At 73.1% G+C, this 17227-nt stretch carries 15 protein-coding genes and 1 pseudogene; 3 read left to right on the top strand and 13 right to left on the bottom strand.

Annotated features, from left to right (window positions below; genetic code table 11):
• Positions 1-21: 21 nt before the first annotated feature.
• Positions 22-3360: a S8 family serine peptidase gene (locus AB0D28_RS08535; RefSeq protein WP_357383609.1), complete on the bottom strand. Its 3339-nt coding sequence runs from the start codon at positions 3358-3360 to the stop codon at positions 22-24.
• A 141-nt stretch (positions 3361-3501) separates the two neighbouring features.
• Here AB0D28_RS08535 and AB0D28_RS08530 point away from each other — a divergent pair, with 141 nt between their 5' ends.
• A complete protein-coding gene (locus tag AB0D28_RS08530; protein ID WP_357383607.1) occupies positions 3502-4068 on the top strand; it encodes a sugar O-acetyltransferase in 567 nt (188 codons plus the stop codon).
• A 17-nt stretch (positions 4069-4085) separates the two neighbouring features.
• Here the strand turns inward: AB0D28_RS08530 and AB0D28_RS08525 are convergent, their stop codons facing one another.
• From AB0D28_RS08525 to fdxA, 5 genes are read right to left on the bottom strand one after another with little or no spacing between them, the layout of a single operon-like run.
• A complete protein-coding gene (locus AB0D28_RS08525) occupies positions 4086-4730 on the bottom strand; it encodes a nucleoside/nucleotide kinase family protein (RefSeq protein WP_357383605.1) in 645 nt (214 codons plus the stop codon).
• Complete coding sequence (locus AB0D28_RS08520) at positions 4730-5374, bottom strand: SIMPL domain-containing protein (protein ID WP_357383603.1); 645 nt, start codon at positions 5372-5374, stop codon at positions 4730-4732. The genes AB0D28_RS08525 and AB0D28_RS08520 overlap by 1 nt, the downstream gene beginning before the upstream one ends.
• 5 nt (positions 5375-5379) lie before the next feature.
• Positions 5380-6396, bottom strand: a complete 1017-nt coding sequence (locus AB0D28_RS08515; RefSeq protein WP_357383601.1) for a prephenate dehydrogenase/arogenate dehydrogenase family protein — start codon at positions 6394-6396, stop codon at positions 5380-5382.
• Between the two features lies 1 nt (position 6397).
• On the bottom strand, positions 6398-7507 hold the full coding sequence (dapC, locus tag AB0D28_RS08510) for a succinyldiaminopimelate transaminase (RefSeq protein WP_357383915.1): 1110 nt from the start codon (positions 7505-7507) through the stop codon (positions 6398-6400).
• Entirely contained in the window at positions 7504-7830 is a 327-nt protein-coding gene (fdxA, locus tag AB0D28_RS08505) for a ferredoxin (protein WP_091422126.1), read from the bottom strand. The genes dapC and fdxA overlap by 4 nt, the downstream gene beginning before the upstream one ends.
• A 79-nt stretch (positions 7831-7909) precedes the next feature.
• On the opposite strand from fdxA, the gene AB0D28_RS08500 reads away from it, so the two are divergent.
• Positions 7910-8929, top strand: a complete 1020-nt coding sequence (locus AB0D28_RS08500) for a GNAT family N-acetyltransferase (protein WP_357383599.1) — start codon at positions 7910-7912, stop codon at positions 8927-8929.
• A gap of 12 nt (positions 8930-8941) precedes the next feature.
• Here the strand turns inward: AB0D28_RS08500 and AB0D28_RS08495 are convergent, their stop codons facing one another.
• The 3 genes from AB0D28_RS08495 to mshB form a co-directional block, all read right to left on the bottom strand.
• Positions 8942-9406, bottom strand: a complete 465-nt coding sequence (locus tag AB0D28_RS08495; RefSeq protein ID WP_357383597.1) for a hypothetical protein — start codon at positions 9404-9406, stop codon at positions 8942-8944.
• 85 nt (positions 9407-9491) lie between these two features.
• Positions 9492-9965, bottom strand: a complete 474-nt coding sequence (locus AB0D28_RS08490) for a hypothetical protein (protein WP_357383595.1) — start codon at positions 9963-9965, stop codon at positions 9492-9494.
• A 17-nt stretch (positions 9966-9982) separates the two neighbouring features.
• Positions 9983-10906: an N-acetyl-1-D-myo-inositol-2-amino-2-deoxy-alpha-D-glucopyranoside deacetylase gene (mshB, locus tag AB0D28_RS08485; protein ID WP_357383593.1), complete on the bottom strand. Its 924-nt coding sequence runs from the start codon at positions 10904-10906 to the stop codon at positions 9983-9985.
• A gap of 86 nt (positions 10907-10992) precedes the next feature.
• On the opposite strand from mshB, the gene AB0D28_RS08480 reads away from it, so the two are divergent.
• Positions 10993-13137 (top strand): prolyl oligopeptidase family serine peptidase, encoded by a 2145-nt coding sequence (locus AB0D28_RS08480; RefSeq protein ID WP_357383591.1) that lies wholly within the window; start codon positions 10993-10995, stop codon positions 13135-13137.
• A gap of 87 nt (positions 13138-13224) precedes the next feature.
• Here AB0D28_RS08480 and AB0D28_RS08475 read toward each other — a convergent pair whose 3' ends face one another.
• The 4 genes and pseudogenes from AB0D28_RS08475 to AB0D28_RS08460 all read right to left on the bottom strand — a co-directional run.
• Complete coding sequence (locus AB0D28_RS08475) at positions 13225-14967, bottom strand: ABC transporter substrate-binding protein (RefSeq protein ID WP_357383589.1); 1743 nt, start codon at positions 14965-14967, stop codon at positions 13225-13227.
• A gap of 108 nt (positions 14968-15075) precedes the next feature.
• Positions 15076-16062, bottom strand: a complete 987-nt coding sequence (locus tag AB0D28_RS08470) for an ABC transporter permease (RefSeq protein ID WP_357383587.1) — start codon at positions 16060-16062, stop codon at positions 15076-15078.
• Between the two features lie 11 nt (positions 16063-16073).
• The gene (locus AB0D28_RS08465) at positions 16074-17081 is read right to left on the bottom strand and encodes an ABC transporter permease (protein ID WP_357383585.1); all 1008 of its coding nucleotides are present in this window, start codon (positions 17079-17081) and stop codon (positions 16074-16076) included.
• A pseudogene (locus AB0D28_RS08460) lies at positions 17078-17227 on the bottom strand (dipeptide/oligopeptide/nickel ABC transporter ATP-binding protein); the annotation flags it as partial. The pseudogene AB0D28_RS08460 and the gene AB0D28_RS08465, both read right to left, overlap by 4 nt.

Below are 17227 nucleotides of genomic sequence, written 5' to 3'. Positions count from 1 at the left end.
GCGCGGACCCGGACGGCCGGCTCACCGCAGGCGGTACGCCTGGATGATCCGCTGGGTCACGGTGTTGCCGGCGTCGTCCCGGGCGGTGGCCCGCAGCGACGCGTACCCCGGGCCGGCCGGGTGCCGGACGGTGGCCGTCCACGCCCCGCCCTGCTTCTTCAGCGCCGCCTTGCGCCAGGTCTTCCCGCCGTCGTACGAGACGTCGACGGTGAGCGCGACGACCCGGCCGGACGGCGCGCCGGGCTGGCGCCGCACCGTCACCGGCACGGTGAACGTCCGGCCCGCCGGTGCGGAGCTGTCCACCGCCAGCGGTGGGGTGAACCGGACCGCCATGGCCGGCAGCCGGGCCGGCACGTCACCCGGAACCCGCTTGGAGCGGAACGTCCAGCTCGCCGAGACCTCGGTGCTCAGGTCGGTGAAGCCCCGCTTCGCGACGGCCTCCAGCCGGTAGTTCGCCGCGCCCGGCGGCACTGTGAACTCGCCGTACCCCGGGTAGGGCGACTCGGCGAACAGCTTGCCGTTGCGGTAGAGCCGGGTCTGCTCGGTGTCGTTGAGCGAAACGCCCGGGTGCCCGGCCGCGTCGCTGTACACCGGCAGCGAGACCACCATCAGATCGCCGGTACGGGTGATGCCCTCCTCCGGCCAGCGCGGCTGCGGGAACGACGGGCCGAACGGTGCCTTGTTCCACTCGTCGCGGTAGGTGTGCCCGGCCCGGTAGCGGGTCGGCACTCGTTCCAGCACCGCCCTCGGCTCCAGCCAGCCCTCCTCGTCCCGCTCCCCGAAGGCCAGCTCGGCGCTCCAGCGGGTCCGGACGGTGCTGAGGTGGTCGATCCGCTTGCCCGGCACCTGGACCGGCAGCACGATCGCCGAGCCGCCCATGTTGTAGTCGGGCTCCGGGTACACGACCAGTTCGTTCTCCATCCCGGTGTAGCCGGCGGCGAACCGGTTGGTGACAACAGCCAGTTCGGCCGGCCGGTAGTGCCGGACGAAGCCGGTCGGGAAGCGGCCCGGGAACAGGTCGTTCAGGCCGTAGAAGTACGGGCTGCGCTCGGGCGCTGTCGGCTCGACCCACTGACTGGCGAGCGAGCCGACGAAGACCTTGTCGGAGACGGTGCGGCCGAGCTGGGCCGAGTAGAGCCCTTCGAACCTGTCGGCCCAGAGCCCGAAGGTGGCGTAGTAGTCGCCGAAGTTCCACGCCGCCGTAAGGTCGATCAGCAGTGGCGCCGCGCCGCGCTGCGGCACCGTGGTGCGGATCGGCTTCGCCCGCCGGGCGTCCAGCGTGAGCCGCTGGTTGCCCGCCACCACCAGTTCCGGCTGGGCGAGGAAGGTGGCCTCCGAGCCCTGGTCACCGTCGCCGAAGATCAGGCTCTGCACGCCGTACCGGCCCTTCGGCACCCGGATCCGAGGCTCGCCGTCGACGTCGTACACGTCGCGGTAGCTGCCGTCGTCGAGCCCGAGCAGGCTGGTGTAGTAGCCGCCGGACAGAGCGCCGGAGCGGTCGCGGTGTGTCACGGTCAGGTCGTAGCTCTCCACCTCGCGGTCCACCGCGAGCGGGGTCACCGCCACCGCGTCGCCCGCGCGGGCGACCAGGCCGCCGGTCCAGTAGCCGTCGGCGCCGCCGAGCCGGGTGTCCACCACCACCGTCACCTGGGCGCTGCCGCCCGCCGGGACGGTGAGCCGGGAGGCGCTGAGGGTGAGCATGCCGGCCGGCGCGGACCGCCCGCCCGGACCGGTGAAATCGGTGCTCAGGTCCAGCGTGATCGGGGCGTCTCCGCCGTTGCGGTAGGTGACCGTCCGGCTGATCGGCTGGTCGTCGGCGTGCGGCCAGGCCGCCACGCCGAACGAGACGGACGCCGGTTCGCTCGTCACCTGCTGGGTGATCGCGCGGGCGAGGTCGACCCGGCCCGCGCCCTGCTGGAACGCGGTCTGTTCCGGGTGCGGCTTCGCCGAGGCCATCAGCGTCGCCTTGTAGCGGGCCGGCGTCCAGCCGGGGTGCTGCTGGGCGAGCAACGCGACCGCGCCGGCCACGTGCGGTGCGGCCATCGACGTGCCGGACAGCGAGGCGTACCGGTCCCCCACCGGGTCACCGATCTGCCCGTTCGCGGCCCGCGCGGCCACGATCTCCACGCCCGGCGCGGTGATGTCCGGCTTGATCGCCCCGTCGCCGACCCGGGGGCCGCGGCTGGAGAAGTCGGCGAGCGCGTCGTCCCGGTCCACCGCGCCGACCGCGAGCGCGGCGTCGGCGGTGGCCGGCGAGCCGACCGAACCGTCGGCGCCGTCGTTGCCGGCGGAGATCACGAAGAGCGTCCCGTGCTGCTCGGTGAGCGTCCCGACCGCCTGCTCCAGCGGGTCCACCTCGGGGGTGTCGCCGCCGGTGAGGCTCATGTTGACCACTGTGGCGTGCTGCTCGGCCGCGGCCCACTGCATGCCGGCCAGGATGGCCGACTCGGTGCAGCCGTAGACCTCGCAGACCTTTCCGGACAGCAGCGTGGCGTCCGGCGCGACGCCCCGGTACTTCCCGCCGGAGGCGGCGCCGCTGCCGGCGATGGTCGAGGCGACGTGCGTGCCGTGACCGACGATGTCGTCCGGGTCCGCCTCCTCGGTGAAGTTGCGTGACTCGGCGACCTTGCCGGCCAGGTCGGGATGGGTCAGGTCGACGCCGGTGTCGAGCACCGCGACCCGCACGCCCTTGCCGGTCCAGCCGGCCGCCCAGGCGGCCGGTGCGCCGATCTGCGGCACGCTGCGGTCGAGCGCCACCCGCCGCCGGCCGTCGAGCCAGATCCGGTCGACACCCCCCGCCGCGTCGAGCCGGGCACCGGAGCCGTCCGCGCTCACCGCCTTCCAGAGCGCGCCGGTGTCGTGCTTGTCGGCGGTGACCGCCGCGCCGCCGATCACCGGCAGGTCGCGGGTCACCCGGGCGCCGGCGAGCGGAGCCGCCGTCCGCCGGGCCACCCCCGGCCGGTACGACACGAGCAGCGGTACGGTGTCGCGGCGCGCGTCGTCGTAGCCGGCCTCGATCAGCCCGGTGACGTCGAACAGCCGCCCGTCCAGCCGGCCGGAGCGGACCAGCCCGAGCGCGTCCTGCGGCAGCACGGTCAGGTGGTCGCGGTCGCGGCGGAACAGGAACTCGACGCCGGTACGGCCGGGGCCGGGGCGTACCGCGGCACGGCCACCGGCGGCGACAGTCACCTTGTCTCCGGTGATCAGGGTGACGGTGACCGGTCGGGCACCGGCCGGCGCGGACGGGCCGGTACGGGCGGCCGGGCTGGTCGGCGCGGCGGCCAGCGCGGGCACCGGCAGGCCGAGCGCCAGCGTCAGGCCGAGGCCGAACGCCGTCAGCTTTCTGCGGTTTCGGGGCAACCTTCCTCCTTCGTCAGGGCGTTTCATCGATAAGAGGCACATCGACACGGGCATCAGGATTGCATACCGCGTATGCATCAGGAAGTAACTGATCCGCCCGAACCGCTACCGCGCCGCCGGGCGGGCCGGGACGATCAGGCGATGACCTCCATGAAGGACCGGATGCTGGCCGGCGAGCGGTACATCGCCGACGATCCCGCGATCATCGCCGACCTGGAGCGCGCGGCACAGCTCAGCGAGCGTTTCAACAGCAGTTCCGCCGACGACCCGGCGGGCCGCCTCGCCGCCCTGCGCGAGCTGCTCGGCTCACTCGGCGACGACGCGTGGATCCGGCCGCCGCTGTACTGCGACTACGGCTACCAGACCCACATCGGCCCGCGTACCTTCGTGAACTTCAACGCGGTCTTCCTCGACGTCGCCCGGATCAGCATCGGCGCGGACGTCCAGATCGGACCGAACGTGCAACTGCTCACCGCCACCCACCCGGTGGAACCGGAGGCGCGCCGGGCCAAATGGGAGTCGGCCCTGCCGATCACCATCGGCGACAACGTCTGGCTCGGCGGCGGGGTGATCGTGCTGGCCGGGGTGGCGATCGGCGAGAACACGGTGGTCGGCGCCGGCGCGGTGGTGACGCGCGACCTGCCGCCCGGCGTCGTGGCGGTTGGCAACCCGGCCCGCCCGGTGCGGAGCGTTCACGAATCCTCGTGAGCCGGCCGCGCCCCGCGTCACCGCGGCGGGTCGGCCAGGCGTACCACCAGGTCGGCGTGCCCGGCCGTGCCGGCGACCAGCCGGGCGTTCTCCTCGTCGCTGCCCAGCGCCCAGGCGCGCGCCTGCTCCGGCGACTTCCCGTACGCCTCGTGGCGCGCGGTGAGCCGGCGCAGCCGCTCCCGCGCGTCCAGGTCGAGGAACCAGATCTGATGCAGGAGGGTGCGCACCTCCTCCCACGGGTCGTCCCGCAGCAGCAGGTAGTTGCCCTCGGTCACCACCAGGCGCACCTCGGGCGGCACCTCGATCGCCCCGGCGACCGGCTCCTCCAGGTCGCGGCGGAACTCCGGCGCCCACACCGACGTCGGTTCCAGCCGGCGCAACCGGCGCAGCACGGAGACGAAGCCGTTGACGTCGAACGTGTCCGGCGCGCCCTTGCGCCCCGCCCGGCCCAGCCGTGCCAGCGCGGGCCCGGCCAGGTGGAACCCGTCCATCGGGACCAGCCGGGCGACCGGGCCGAGCGCGGCCACGATCCCTTCCGCCAGGGTGGACTTGCCCGCCCCGGGTGCCCCGGCGATGCCGAGCAGCTGACGCGGGCCGTCCTCGGCCAGGGCCCGCGCCCGGACGACCAGCTCGTCGAGCCCGAGCACCTCCGCCGCCGGCATCAGCCCAGCACCGGCTCGCTGATGGTGAACCGCGCCTCGACCGCCGCCTGCACCGGCTGCGGCGCCGGGTCCAGCTCCAGTTCGCGCTCCGGCTCGCCGGAGCGCGAGTATGCCGCCCCGACCATCATCATCGGCGACCCGGCGCTCATCCCGGTGTCGGACAGCTCGCGCAACGCGATCACCTGGGCGCCGAGCGCCTCGGCGTACTCCCGGGCCCGGACCAGCGCGTCGGCGATGGCGGCCCGCCGCGCCTCCCGGTAGGCAGGGCTGTCCGGACGCAGCGACCACACCGGCCCGGCCACCTCGACCTGCTCCTGGTCGGCCAGGCGGAGCATCAGGTCACCGAGCGCGGTGAAGTCGGTGGTCGTCACGGTGGTGCTCACGCTGCCCTGGTAGGCCACCACCCGCTCGCCGGCGCGCTTCGTCACCGGCCAGACGTGGACCTGGCCGGTCTCCCGGCGCCCCACCACGGGCCCGGCCGCGTCGAGCAACGCGCGCACCGCGGCGGCCCGTTCGGCCAGCCGGGTCAGCGTGGTCTCCCGGTCCCGGTCCCGCACCACCGCCGTCACAGTGAACCGGGCCAGCTCGGGAGCCACCTCCCGGTACGCCTCACCGCGTACCGCCACGACCGGTGCGTCCGCCATGCCGCTCAGCCTAACGGCGGGGCGGCCGGCAGGTGCGCCGTGTAGGTGACCGCGCCGGCCGTCTCCCGCACCTCGCTCAGGTGGCCGCCCGCCGCGCCCAGCTCCCGCAGGTACGCCAGCTCGCCCGCGTGGTCGGCGGTGGCCGGGAACTCCCGCCGGTGCGGGGTGAACGAGCGTGCCCGCAGCGTGGCGCGGACGTCGCGCCCCTCGGCGAACCGGTCGGCCAGCGCACCGGCGTCGCCGCCGCGCAGCGCCTCGGTCAGCTCGTTCAGGAACGCGCCGAGCGCGTCCAGTTCGGCGAGCACGCGGTCGCGGTTGCCGAGCAGCATGTTCGCGGTCCGCTCCGGTGGTCCACCGGCGACCCGGGTGCCGTCGGAGAAGCTGCCGGCGGCCAGCGTCAGCACCGCGTCCCGCAGCGCCGACCGGTGCACGGTGCCGGCCAGCGCACCGGCCAGCACGTGCGGTACGTGCGAGGCGAGCGCGGCGGCCCCGTCGTGCTCCGGGGCGGACATCGGCACCACCCGGGCGTGGAAGACGTCCACCAGCAGCGTCGCCAGCCGCCGGAACGCGGCCAGGCCGGTCGGCCCCGGGCAGAGCACCCAGGCGGCGCCGTCGAGCAGGTCCGCGCTGGCCGCGCCCGCTCCGGCCCGGTCCGCGCCGGCCATCGGATGACCCGGCACGCACCGGTGCCCGAGCCCTTGCACTGTGGCGGCGGTGCTGACCTCGGCCTTGACGCTGCCCACGTCGGTGAGCACGCACCCGTCGTCGGTCACGGCGGCGACCCGGGCCAGCATCGTCGGCAGCGTGGGCAGCGGGCCGCAGAGGAACACCACGTCTCGTCCGGTGACCGTCTCCTCGACCGTGTCGGGTGCCGCCACGCCCCGGTCGCGTACCTGCCGGCGGGCGGCCGGATCCGGATCCCATCCGGTGACGTCGAGCCCGGCCGCGCGCAGCCGCAGCAGCACCGAACCGCCGATCAGCCCGGTGCCGACCACCGCCGCCCGTGCCAGCCCGCCCGCCACGTCACGACCCGGCGAGCCGTCCGGCCACCGCGTCGACGTGCTCGTCGGACTCGGTGAGCGCCACCCGGACGTGCCGGGCGCCGGCCGGGCCGTAGAAGACGCCCGCGGCCACCAGGATGCCCCGGCGGGCCAGCCAGTCCACGGTCTCCCAGCAGTCCTCGTCGCGGGTCAGCCAGAGGTAGAGCCCGGCCTCGGAGTGCTCGACGGTGAAGCCGGCGGCCGTGAAGGCCTCGCGCAGCTTCTCCCGCCGGACGCGGTAGCGCTCCCGCTGGGCGTCGGCGTGCTCCTGGTCGCCGAGCGCGGCCACCATGGCCGCCTGCACCGGGGCCGGAACGATCAGGCCCGCGTGCTTGCGGATCTTGAGCAGCTCGGCCACCAGCGCCGGGTCACCGGCGACGAACCCGGCCCGGTAGCCGGCCAGGTTCGAGCGCTTGGACAGCGAGTGCACCGCCAGCACGCCGTCGTACGAGCCGCCGCACACCTCGGGTGAGAGCACCGAGACGGGCTCGGCGTCCCAGCCCAGCGGCAGGTAGCACTCGTCGCTGGCGACCACCGCCCCGCGCTCGCGCGCCCACTCGACCACCTTGCGCAGGTGGGCGGCGGGCAGCACCCGGCCGGTCGGGTTGCCGGGCGAGTTGACCCAGACCAGGCGGACCCGGGGATCCGGGCCCAGCGCCGTCAGCGAGTCGGTGCGGACCGTCGTCGCGCCGGCCAGCCGAGCCCCGTCCTCGTAGGTCGGGTAGGCCACCGACGGCACCACCACCACGTCACCGGGGCCGAGCCCGAGCAGCGTGGGCAGCCAGGCCACCAGCTCCTTGGAGCCGATCGTGGGCAGCACGCCCAGGCCGTCCACGCCCGCGCCGCAGGCCCGCGCGACCCAGGCCGCGATCGCGTTGCGCAGTGCGGGCGTACCGGCGGTCAGCGGGTAGCCCGGCGCGTTCGACGCGTCGGCCAGGGCCCGGCGGATCAGCTCCGGCACCGGGTCGACCGGCGTGCCCATCGACAGGTTGATGAGACCGTCCGGATGCGCCGCGGCCGTGGCGGCCGCGGCGTCCAGCGTGTCCCAGGTGAAGTCGGGCAGCCGAGCCGAGACCGGCGTACGCCGGTTCAGTGGCCCTCGCCGCGCGGCGGCTGCGCGGCGACGAAGGTGGCGTCCTTCTCCACCTTGCCGATCTTCGAGGCGCCACCGGGCGAGCCCAGCTCCTCGAAGAACTCGTAGTTCGCCCCGGTGTAGTCCTTCCACTGCTCCGGGACGTCGTCCTCGTAGAAGATCGCTTCCACCGGGCAGACCGGCTCGCAGGCACCACAGTCGACGCACTCGTCGGGGTGGATGTAGAGCATCCGGTTGCCCTCGTAGATGCAGTCGACCGGGCACTCCTCGATGCATGCCTTGTCGAGCACATCCACGCACGGCTCGGCGATGATGTAGGTCACCGGTCTTCTCCTCCGCAAGACTCGTCGCGATCAACCGCAACGATAAGAGCCTAGTATCTCGCCGGGGAGGGGGTCGATCGTGCTCCGACAGCAGGATGTGGGACACCGGATCGTGGTCCGCCGGATTGTGGGGATTCGCGAGGGCCGCACGCTGTTCTCCGACGCCCTCGGCGAGCTCGTCGAGCTGAGCGAGACCCACATCACGCTGTCCACCGACGCCGGGCCGCTGCGCGTGCCGGTGGCCGAGGTGCACCGGGCCAAGCGGGTGCCGCCGGCCCGCCGGCCCACCGCCGCCGCGGTGGTCGCGCTGGAGCTGGCCGCCGACGAGGCGTGGCCCGCCCCGGTACGCGGACGGCTCGGCGACTGGCGGCTGCGCTGGGCCGACGGCTGGACCGGCCGGGCGAACAGCGCGCTGCCGGTGGGCGACCCGGACCGCCCGCTGCCCGACGCGCTGGACGCGGTGCAGCGCTGGTACGCCGAACGCGGCGGATCCGCCCTGGTGAACACCCCGCTGCCGCTGGCCGCCCCGGTCGGCGCGGAGCTGGACGCGCGGGGCTGGACGTCCCGCCCCCCGGTGCTGGTGCAGACCGTCCCGCTGCGCACCCTGATCGCGCCGCCGGAGGCCCCCGCCGACGTACCGCCGGACCCCGGGAGCACCGTGCCGGCGGGTGCGGACGCCCCGCCCCCCGGAACGCCGCCGGTGACCCTGGCCGACGCGCCCGGCGACGACTGGCTGGCCATCTCCGCCAGCCGCAAGGGCGGCCTGCCGGACGCCGCGCGGCACGTGCTCACCGCCGTCGACCGGGTCCGCTTCGCGGAGCTGCGCGTCGACGGGCGGGTGCTCGCCATCGCCCGGGGGACGGTGACCGGCGACGGCCGCTGGCTCGGCGTCAGCCTGCTCGAAGTGCTGCCCGAGGCGCGTCGGCGGGGATTCGCCGCGGCCGTCGTCCGCGCCCTGGCCGGCTGGGGCGCGGACGAGGGGGCCACCCGTGCGTTCCTCCAGGTGGAGCAGAGCAACATCGGGGCGGTCGCGCTCTACCGCCGGCTCGGCTTCACCACCCACCACACCTACCTGACCCGGGTCGCCCCGGCGGGCTGAGCGGCGGGCCGGTCAGCGCCGGACGATCCTGCGGGGCCGGGTGCGCTTCATCTCGGCGTACCGCTTGAGCTGGCGGGACCGGTAGTCCCGGCCCAGCGCGGTGAGGATCAGGTAACCGACGAGCACGCCCGCGGCGGTGGCCGCGAGATAGAGCCAGATCTGGGCGAAGAAGAGGCCCGCGCCGCCGCCGAACGGATTCTCCCCGACCACCAGCGGACCGACGAAGACGGTGAGCGCCAGCGCGACCGCCACCGCGCCGACCAGGTCACCGGCCCACCGGCTGACCGGCTGCTCGGCGCCCCACCGGAACGCGGCACCGGCCAGGATCAGCCCGATGACCAGGAACATCGCCAGCGAGACCCGGCCGGCGGCGGTGTCGTCGTCCGGGAACGCCAATCTGGTGACCAGCCGGGCCACCACGTTTACCGCGAACAACGCGGCCGCCAGCACACCGACCGCACGCCACCGCTGAGCCATCGCACGCCTCCCGCCGTACCGCCCGCTCCCTCGGCGGGCCTATGGCAGGAATGTCTACCACCGCCGCCTGTGCGGCGTCAGCACCTCAGCGGGGAGGGGGCGGCGTCACGAGGTGCCGGAAGCCCACCACCGCGAACGTGACCGCGCCGGTCACGATCAGCGCCAGGCCGAGCACGTTGTCGCCGACCAGCCCGAGATCACCCTCGACGGTACGGACACCACCCGCCACGATCACCACGAACCACGGCAGCGCGGCCAGCACGATCGCCCACCGGCCGCCGGTCGACCGGTGCGCGAACGAGCCCAGCAGCACCGTCGACGCCACCACGGCGACGGCGCCGACAGCTACCGCGCCGACCCCGACCAGCGCCTGCGCGGCGCCGGAGAGCCCCTGCACGACATTCCAGGCCCAGGTCGCGACGATCAGTTCGAGCAGCGCCAGCAGGACGCCGGCCCAGACCGTCACGACGCCGCCGGCCACGCGCAGCGCGCGGTCGAGCACCCGCTCCGCCGGGCTCGGCGTCGCGTCCGTGGGCGGCTGCTCGGGAACTGTCGACACGGGTACGGCCGGCAGCGTCACCGGAGACCGGCCGCCGCGACCGGGGACCGCCGCGAGTCGTCCAGGGCGATCCCGGCGAAGAGGTCGTCCTCCCAGCCGTACGGGCCGGTGCCCGGCCCCTTCTCACCGACCGCGAGCGTGAAGTACTCCACACCCATGAACTCGCCCCCGAAGTTGCCCGCGATCGAGTAGAGCCAGGAGTTCGCCGGGATCTGGGTGGCGTGGGCCCGCATCGCCGCCTCCTTGGCGGCGTGCTGGTCGGTGCCGTCGATCCGGGCGGCGATCTCCGCGTCCGGCGTGCCGAACGGCAGCTCGTCGGCGCTCTCGATGCCGGCGAACGGGTTGTCCGACGACTCGGTGAACGTCTCCAGGCCGGCGTCGAGCACGCTGCGCGGCATGGCCGTCCAGTAGACCTTCGCCGGGGCGATCCCCTCGGCCGCGGCCAGCTCCACCGCGCGCATCGCCACCCGGTGCGCCTGGATGTGGTCGGGATGCCCGTAGAAGCCGTCCGGGTCGTACGTGACGAGCACCTGGGGACGGACCTCGCGGATGACCTCCACGAGGTATCCGGCGGCGGTGTCCAGGTCGGCCTGCCAGAACGCGCGCGGGTGCTCGTTGGTGGCCAGGCCCATCATGCCCGAGTCGCGGTAGCGGCCCGCGCCGCCGAGGAACCGGTGGTCGGTGACGCCGAGCGCGGCGCAGGCGGCGGCCAGCTCGCCGATCCGGTAGCCGCCGAGCTGGTCCGCCTCGGCCGCGCAGAGCCGGGCCAGGGCCGGGACGTGGATCTCGCCCTCCTCACCCAGCGTGCAGGTGACGAGCGTGACGTGGGCGCCGGCGGCGGCGTAGTGCGCCATCGTCGCGCCGGTGCCGATCGACTCGTCGTCGGGATGCGCGTGGACCAGCAGAAGGCGTCGGTCGGGCAGCGTCGTCACGCCCGTCACTCTAACCGGCGGTCCTGCTCCCCCGACGGTGATGCGTCCGCCCAGGTCGGCCACATCACCCCCCGGTACCCGCCTACGCTTCAGGCGTGGACTTTCCCGAGCTGGCCGCCCGTACCCGTCGGTTCAGCCACGGGGCGCCGCGTGCCGTCGCCGTCACGGGCGACGGCGCCCGGGTGGTCTTCCTGCGTTCCGCGGGACCCGAGGACCCGGCCGACGCGCTCTGGCTGCTCGACGTCGACAGCGGCGAGGAACGACTGGTCGCGGACCCGGCGGTGCTGCTCGGCGCCGACGCCGAACCGGCCCGCCTCGCCCCCGGCGAGCGGGCGCTGCGCGAGCGGCTGCGGCTCAGCTCCGGCGGCATCGGCTCGTACGCGCTGGACTCGGCCGGCCGGGTCGCCGCGTTCACGCTGGCCGGCCGGCTGTTCCGGGCCGACCTGGTGCACGGCGACGTGGTCGAGGTGGCAGCGGTCGGGCCGGTGATCGACCCGCGACCCGACCCGGCCGGCGAGCGGCTCGCGTACGTCACCGACGCCGCCGAGGGGGTGCGCCGGGGCCAGTTGCGGGTGGTGGAGCCGGACGGCACCGACAACCTGCTCGCCGGTGAGGACAGCGGCGTCACCTGGGGACTGGCCGAGCACATCGCCGCCGAGGAGTTCCACCGCTACCGGGGCTACTGGTGGGCGCCGGACGGGCGCAGCGTGCTCGCCGCCCGGGTCGACGAGTCCCGCCTGGAACGCTGGTACCTGCACGACCCGGCCGACCCGGCGAGCCCGCCCACGTCGCTCGCGTACCCGGTGGCGGGTGGGCCGAACGCGGAGGTCAGCCTGCACCTGCTCGACCTCGACGGCGGCTGGGTCGACGTGCACTGGGACCGGGAGACCTATCCGTACCTGAGCTCGGTGGACTGGACCGAGGGCGGGCCACTGATCACCGTGCTGCGCCGCTCGCAGCAGCACGGCCTGGTGCTCGCGGTGGATCCGCGCACCGGCGAGACGCAGGTGCACGCCGAGCTGGCCGACCCGCGCTGGGTGGAGCCGATCCCCGGCACCCCCGCGCACCTGCCCGACGGCCGGGTGCTGGTCGGCGGCGAGCTGGCCCACGACGGGTACGACGCCCGCTGCCTGTTCGCCGACGGCACGCTGCTCACCCCGCCGTCGCTGTACGTGCGCCGGGTGGTCGGGCGGCTGCCGAACGGTCCGAACACGGCGGCGGACCTGCTCGTGGAGGCGAGCGAGGGCGAACCGAGCCAGCGCCACCTCTACCGGGTGCGAACCACCATCGGCGGTGGCATGGACGCCCGCCGGATGGGCAGCGACCCCGGGTGGCACACGGCCTCGATCGGCGGGGCCACGCTCGCCGTGGGCATCGCGTCGCTGGAGCACCCCGGGGTCCGCTGGCGGGTGTGGCACGGCGACCGCGAGGTGGGCGAGCTGCGCTCGTTCGCCGCCACCTGCTCGTACGCGCCACGCCCGACGCTGGTCCGGGTGACCGACAGGCGGCTGCCCAGCGCGGTGCTCTACCCGGCCGAACACGTCAAGGGCACGCGGTTGCCGGTACTGCTGGACGTCTACGGCGGCCCCGGCCACCAGGAGGTGGTGGCGGCCCGCAGCGTCTGGCTGGAACGGCAGTGGTGGGCCGAGCAGGGCTTCGCGGTGGTCACCATCGACAACCGGGGCACCCCGGGCATCGCGCCGTCGTTCGAGAAGGCGATCCACCGCCGGGTCGCCGACGTGATCCTCACCGACCAGGTGGACGCGCTCACCGCGCTCGCCGACAAGCACCCGGACCTGGATCTGGATCGGGTGGCGGTACGCGGCTGGTCGTTCGGCGGCTGGCTGGCCGGTCTGGCGGTGCTGCGGCACCCGGAGCTGTTCAAGTGCGCGATCGTCGGCGCGCCGGTCACCGACTGGGCGTTGTACGACACCGCGTACAGCGAGCGCTACCTGGGGATGCCGGACGACGGGATGGACGTCTACGCCCACCACTCGCTCGTCGAGCTGGCCGCCGAGCCGCTCGGCGACCCGCGGCAGGCCCGGCCGATGCTGCTGGTGCACGGCCTGGCCGACGACAACGTGCTGGCCGCGCACACGCTGCGGCTGTCGGCCGCGCTGCTGGCGACGGGCCGCCCGCACGCGGTGCTGCCGCTGACCGGCGCGAGCCACCTGGCCGCGGGTGGCGTGTCCGAGCGGCTGCTCCGGCTGGAGCTGGACTTCCTCCGCCGCTACTTGTAAGGAAGGGCCCCTTCTTAACGCCTGCGGTAGAGGAAGGGCCCCTTGTTAACGCCGCGCGTTAACAAGGGGCCCTTCCTTCACCTACGGCTACTGCTTGACGTACGCGTTGACGAAGTTCGGGTAGCCGAACACGGAGGAGATGAACACCCCGCCCGCCTTGGACCCGTGCACGTTGTACGCCACGTCCACGTAGAGCGGCACCACCGGCGCGTGCTCCTTCATGATCCGCTCGTCGAGCTTGCCCCACTCCGGGCCCTGCTCGGACGGCGGCAGCGCCTGGATGCGGTCCATCTCGGCGTTGATCGCCTCGTCGTTGAAGTAGGACGAGTTGCTGTTGCCCTCGGCCTTGATGGTGCGACCGTCGTAGAGCACCGGCAGGATCGACGCGCCGCTGGGCCAGTCCGCCGCCCAGTTACCGATGTAGAGGTCCCAGGGGTTGTTCTTCTTCTTCACCTCGTCCAGCTTCGCGTCGTCCGGGATGTTCCGGACGGTGATCTTGAAGCCGGCGCGCTCCAGGTTGCCCTTGAGCTGGACCGCCTGCTGCTGCTCGGTGGTGTTGTCCGCCACGCCGAGAACCAGCGCGGGCGTCTGGCCGCCGAGCAGTTCCTTGGCCTTCTCCACGTTGCCGTTGGCGCCCGCCGGGTACGCGTCGTACGCCTTGTAGCCGATGGTCGACGGCGGCATCAGGGTGGTGAGCGGCTGCGCGACGGTCTGGCCGCCGAGCGCCTTGATCATGCCCTCGCGGTCGATCGCGTAGTTGAGCGCCTGGCGGACCTTCAGGTCCTTGACCCGCTGGGTGTTGATCACGAGCTGGTTGGCGCTCGGGGTCGGGGACAGCAGCGTGCGGGACTTCAGCGCCGGGTCACCGGCCACCTTGGCCACGAGCGAGGCCGGCACGCCGTTGAAGGCGAGCGCGCTCTGGTCGGCGCCGTTGTCCGCGATGACCCGGTTGTTTGCGGCGTCAGCGGTCGGGCCGAAGGTCCAGACGAACTTGTCCGGGTACTGGTGCCGCACCGGGTCGGTCTTCGGATCCCAGTTCGGGTTGCGGTCCAGGGTGATCCGAACGCCCACCTGGTTTTCCGCGATCTTGTACGGGCCGGACGAGAACGGCTTCTGGTCCAGGTTGACCCCGGTGTCCTTCTCCGGCTTGAGCGGGGCGCTGGTGGGCAGCGAGACCGCGAACGGCAGGTCGCAGCGGGGCTTGGCGAACTCGAAGCGCAGCGTCTTGTCGTCCGGCGTGGTCAGGCCCGGCGGCAGCGACGTCTTGTTCTTCTTGAAGTCCCACTTGGTGTCGTACTGCGCGGTGTCGGCCAGCCACTCCTGGATGTAGGTGGGGCCGCCGGTGAGGTCCGGGTCGAAGGAGCGGGCGATGCCGTACGCGATCTCCTTCGAGGTGATCGGGCTGCCGTCCTCGAACTTCACCCCGTCCTTGATGGTGAATTCCCAGACCTTGCAGTCGTTGTTGACGTTCTTGCCCGGGGTCTCGGCCAGGTCACCCACGAGGACCAGGCCGCCCTTGCCGTCGTCCTTCCAGGTGGTCAGGTAGCGGGCGAAGAGCGGGTTGGCCATCAGACCCGCGAACGAGTACGTCCGCTGCGGGTCGAGGTGGGAGATGGGGGTCTCCCGGATGATGGTGAACGTCCCGCCCTTGGCCGCGCCGTCGATCTCGGCGGCCGGCCCCTGCGAGTCCTTGGGGTCGGTCGCGATGACTCCGGTCTGCTGACGGTTGGTGTCCACCTTGGTGCCTTCGCCCGTGTTCTCCGAGCAGGCACCGAGTGCCACAACCAGTGCGATGGCACCGCCAGCGGCGGCCGCTGCGCGTGGTCGCATGTCCTACCTCCTCCACCCGTGCGCCGAGCGCATCCGCCGACGTCCCGAGGATCGTAAAGAAGAAAAACTACAAGTTGGATAACAGTTGTCGATAAATTTCGTCGCGGTTCAGCCGAGCCGCACCCGTGGGTCGATCACGGCGTAGAGCAGGTCCACCACCACGTTCGCCAGCACCACGAAGACCGCCGCGATCAACACGGTCGCCATGATCGTCGGCAGGTCGCCCGAGCGGACCGCGTCGACTGCGGTACGCCCCATCCCGTTCAGACCGAATGTCGTCTCGGTGATCACCGTGCCGCCCAGCGCCCCGCCCACGTCCAGCCCGGCGATCGTCACCACCGGAGTGATCGCGGCGCGCAGCGCGTGCCGGCCGTACACCTTGCGTTTGGCCAGGCCCTTCGCCCGCGCGGTCCGGACGAAGTCCTCCGAGAGTGTCTCCAGCATCTGCGCCCGGGACAGTCGCGCGTAGATCGCGGAGAAGAGGAACGCCAGCGCCACCCAGGCCAGCACCAGCCCGCTCGTCCACTTCAGCGGGTTCTCGAACAACGAGGTGTAACTCGGCACCGGTAGCAGGCGCAGGTTGTAGACGAAGACGATGAGCAGCACCGCGCCCACGAAGTAGAGCTGCAACGAGGCGCCGGTGAGCGAGAAGCCGATCGCGGCCCGGTCCAGCCAGCTCCCCCGCCGCAGCGCCGAGAGCATGCCCAGGCCGACGCCGAGCAGCAGCCAGAGGATCGCAGCCGGGATGACGATGCTCAGCGTCACCGGCAGCACCCGGGCGATGGTGTCCGAGACCGCCTCGTTCGACACGTACGACCAGCCGAGGCAGGGTGCGTCGCACCGGCCGCCCTGCGCGCTGCCGAGGTCCCGGCCGGTGACGATGCCCTTCATGTAGCCGGCGTACTGGCTGATCAGCGGGTCCCGCAGCCCCAGCTCCTGGCGGACCCGTTCCAGCCGCTCCGGGTTGCAGTTCTTGGGGCACATGCCGGTGACCGGGTCGCGCGGCAGCGCGAAGAACATCAGGAAGCTGAGCACGCTGACCGCGAACAGCGTGAGCGCGGCGGACAGCATCCGGCGGATGAGGAATCGCGTCATGGGCCGGCCTCCTACCGGGACGACTTCGGGTCGAGCGCGTCGCGCAGCGCGTCCCCGAAGAGGTTGAAGGCGAACACGAGCGCGAAGATGGTGATGCCCGGGAAGAAGACGTACGCCGGGTCGGTCTGCAGGTAGTCGAGGCTGCGGTAGATCATGCGGCCGAAGCTCGGCGTCTCGTCGGTCAGGCCGACGCCGATGAACGACAGCGCGGCCTCGCTGGTGATGTACTGCGGCACCGCCAGCGAGAAGGCGACCAGGATCGGCGCCCAGGCGTTCGGCAGCAGCTGCCGGAACAGCATGTGCCCGAGACCGGCGCCGCTGGCCCGCGCCGCCTCCACGAACTCGCGTTCGCGCAGCGCGATGATCTGGCCCCGGACCAGCCGGGCCGTACCGGTCCAGCCGAACAGGGCGAAGATCGCGATGAGCACACCGATTTGGAAGTACGCCGGCACGGCCTCGCGCTGGCCGTAGAAGCGCAGCGCGACGGTCGGCATCAGGGCCAGCGCGATGATCAGGAACGGCATGGCCAGGGTCAGGTCGGTGATCCAGTTGATCACCGTGTCCAGCCAGCCGCCCAGGTAGCCGGCGAGCGTTCCCAGCGTCACCCCGATCACCGCGGTCAGCACGGCCGCGGCGAACGCGATGAACAGCGACGTCCGCAGTCCGTGCACCATGCGGATGAAGATGTCCCGGCCGAGGCCGGGCTCCAGCCCGAACCAGTGCTCACCGGTCACCCCACCGGCGTAGCCCAGCGGCATGCCGTAGCCGTCGAGGCGGTTCTGGAACTGCTCCTTCGGCCCCACCCCGTACAGCGCCTCGATGAGCGGGACGGCAAGCGCGACGAGCACGAAGAACGCCAGCAGGCCGCCGCTGATCAGCGCGGTGCGATCCCGCTTGAGCCGCGCGAGGGCGAGCTGGCCGGGTGACCGGCCGACGAACTCCTTCTTGCCGCTCTCGTTGCCCTCGCCGGGCGACTCGATCTCGGCGAGCGCGACGCCCTCGACCGGCGACAGGCTCATTTCGACACCTCCACGGGTTCGCCGGCCGGCACGCCGACTGGTCCGCTCTCCGGGTAGTGGCAGGCGGTGAGTTGTGTGCCGTCGTCGCGGGTGACGAGTGCGGGTTCTTCGGTGGCGCAGTGGTTGGTGGCTTTCCAGCAGCGGGT

The sequence above is a fragment of the Micromonospora sp. NPDC048169 genome (assembly GCF_040652815.1).
Classification (GTDB): domain Bacteria; phylum Actinomycetota; class Actinomycetes; order Mycobacteriales; family Micromonosporaceae; genus Micromonospora.
This window is presented reverse-complemented; position numbering and strand designations above follow the sequence as displayed.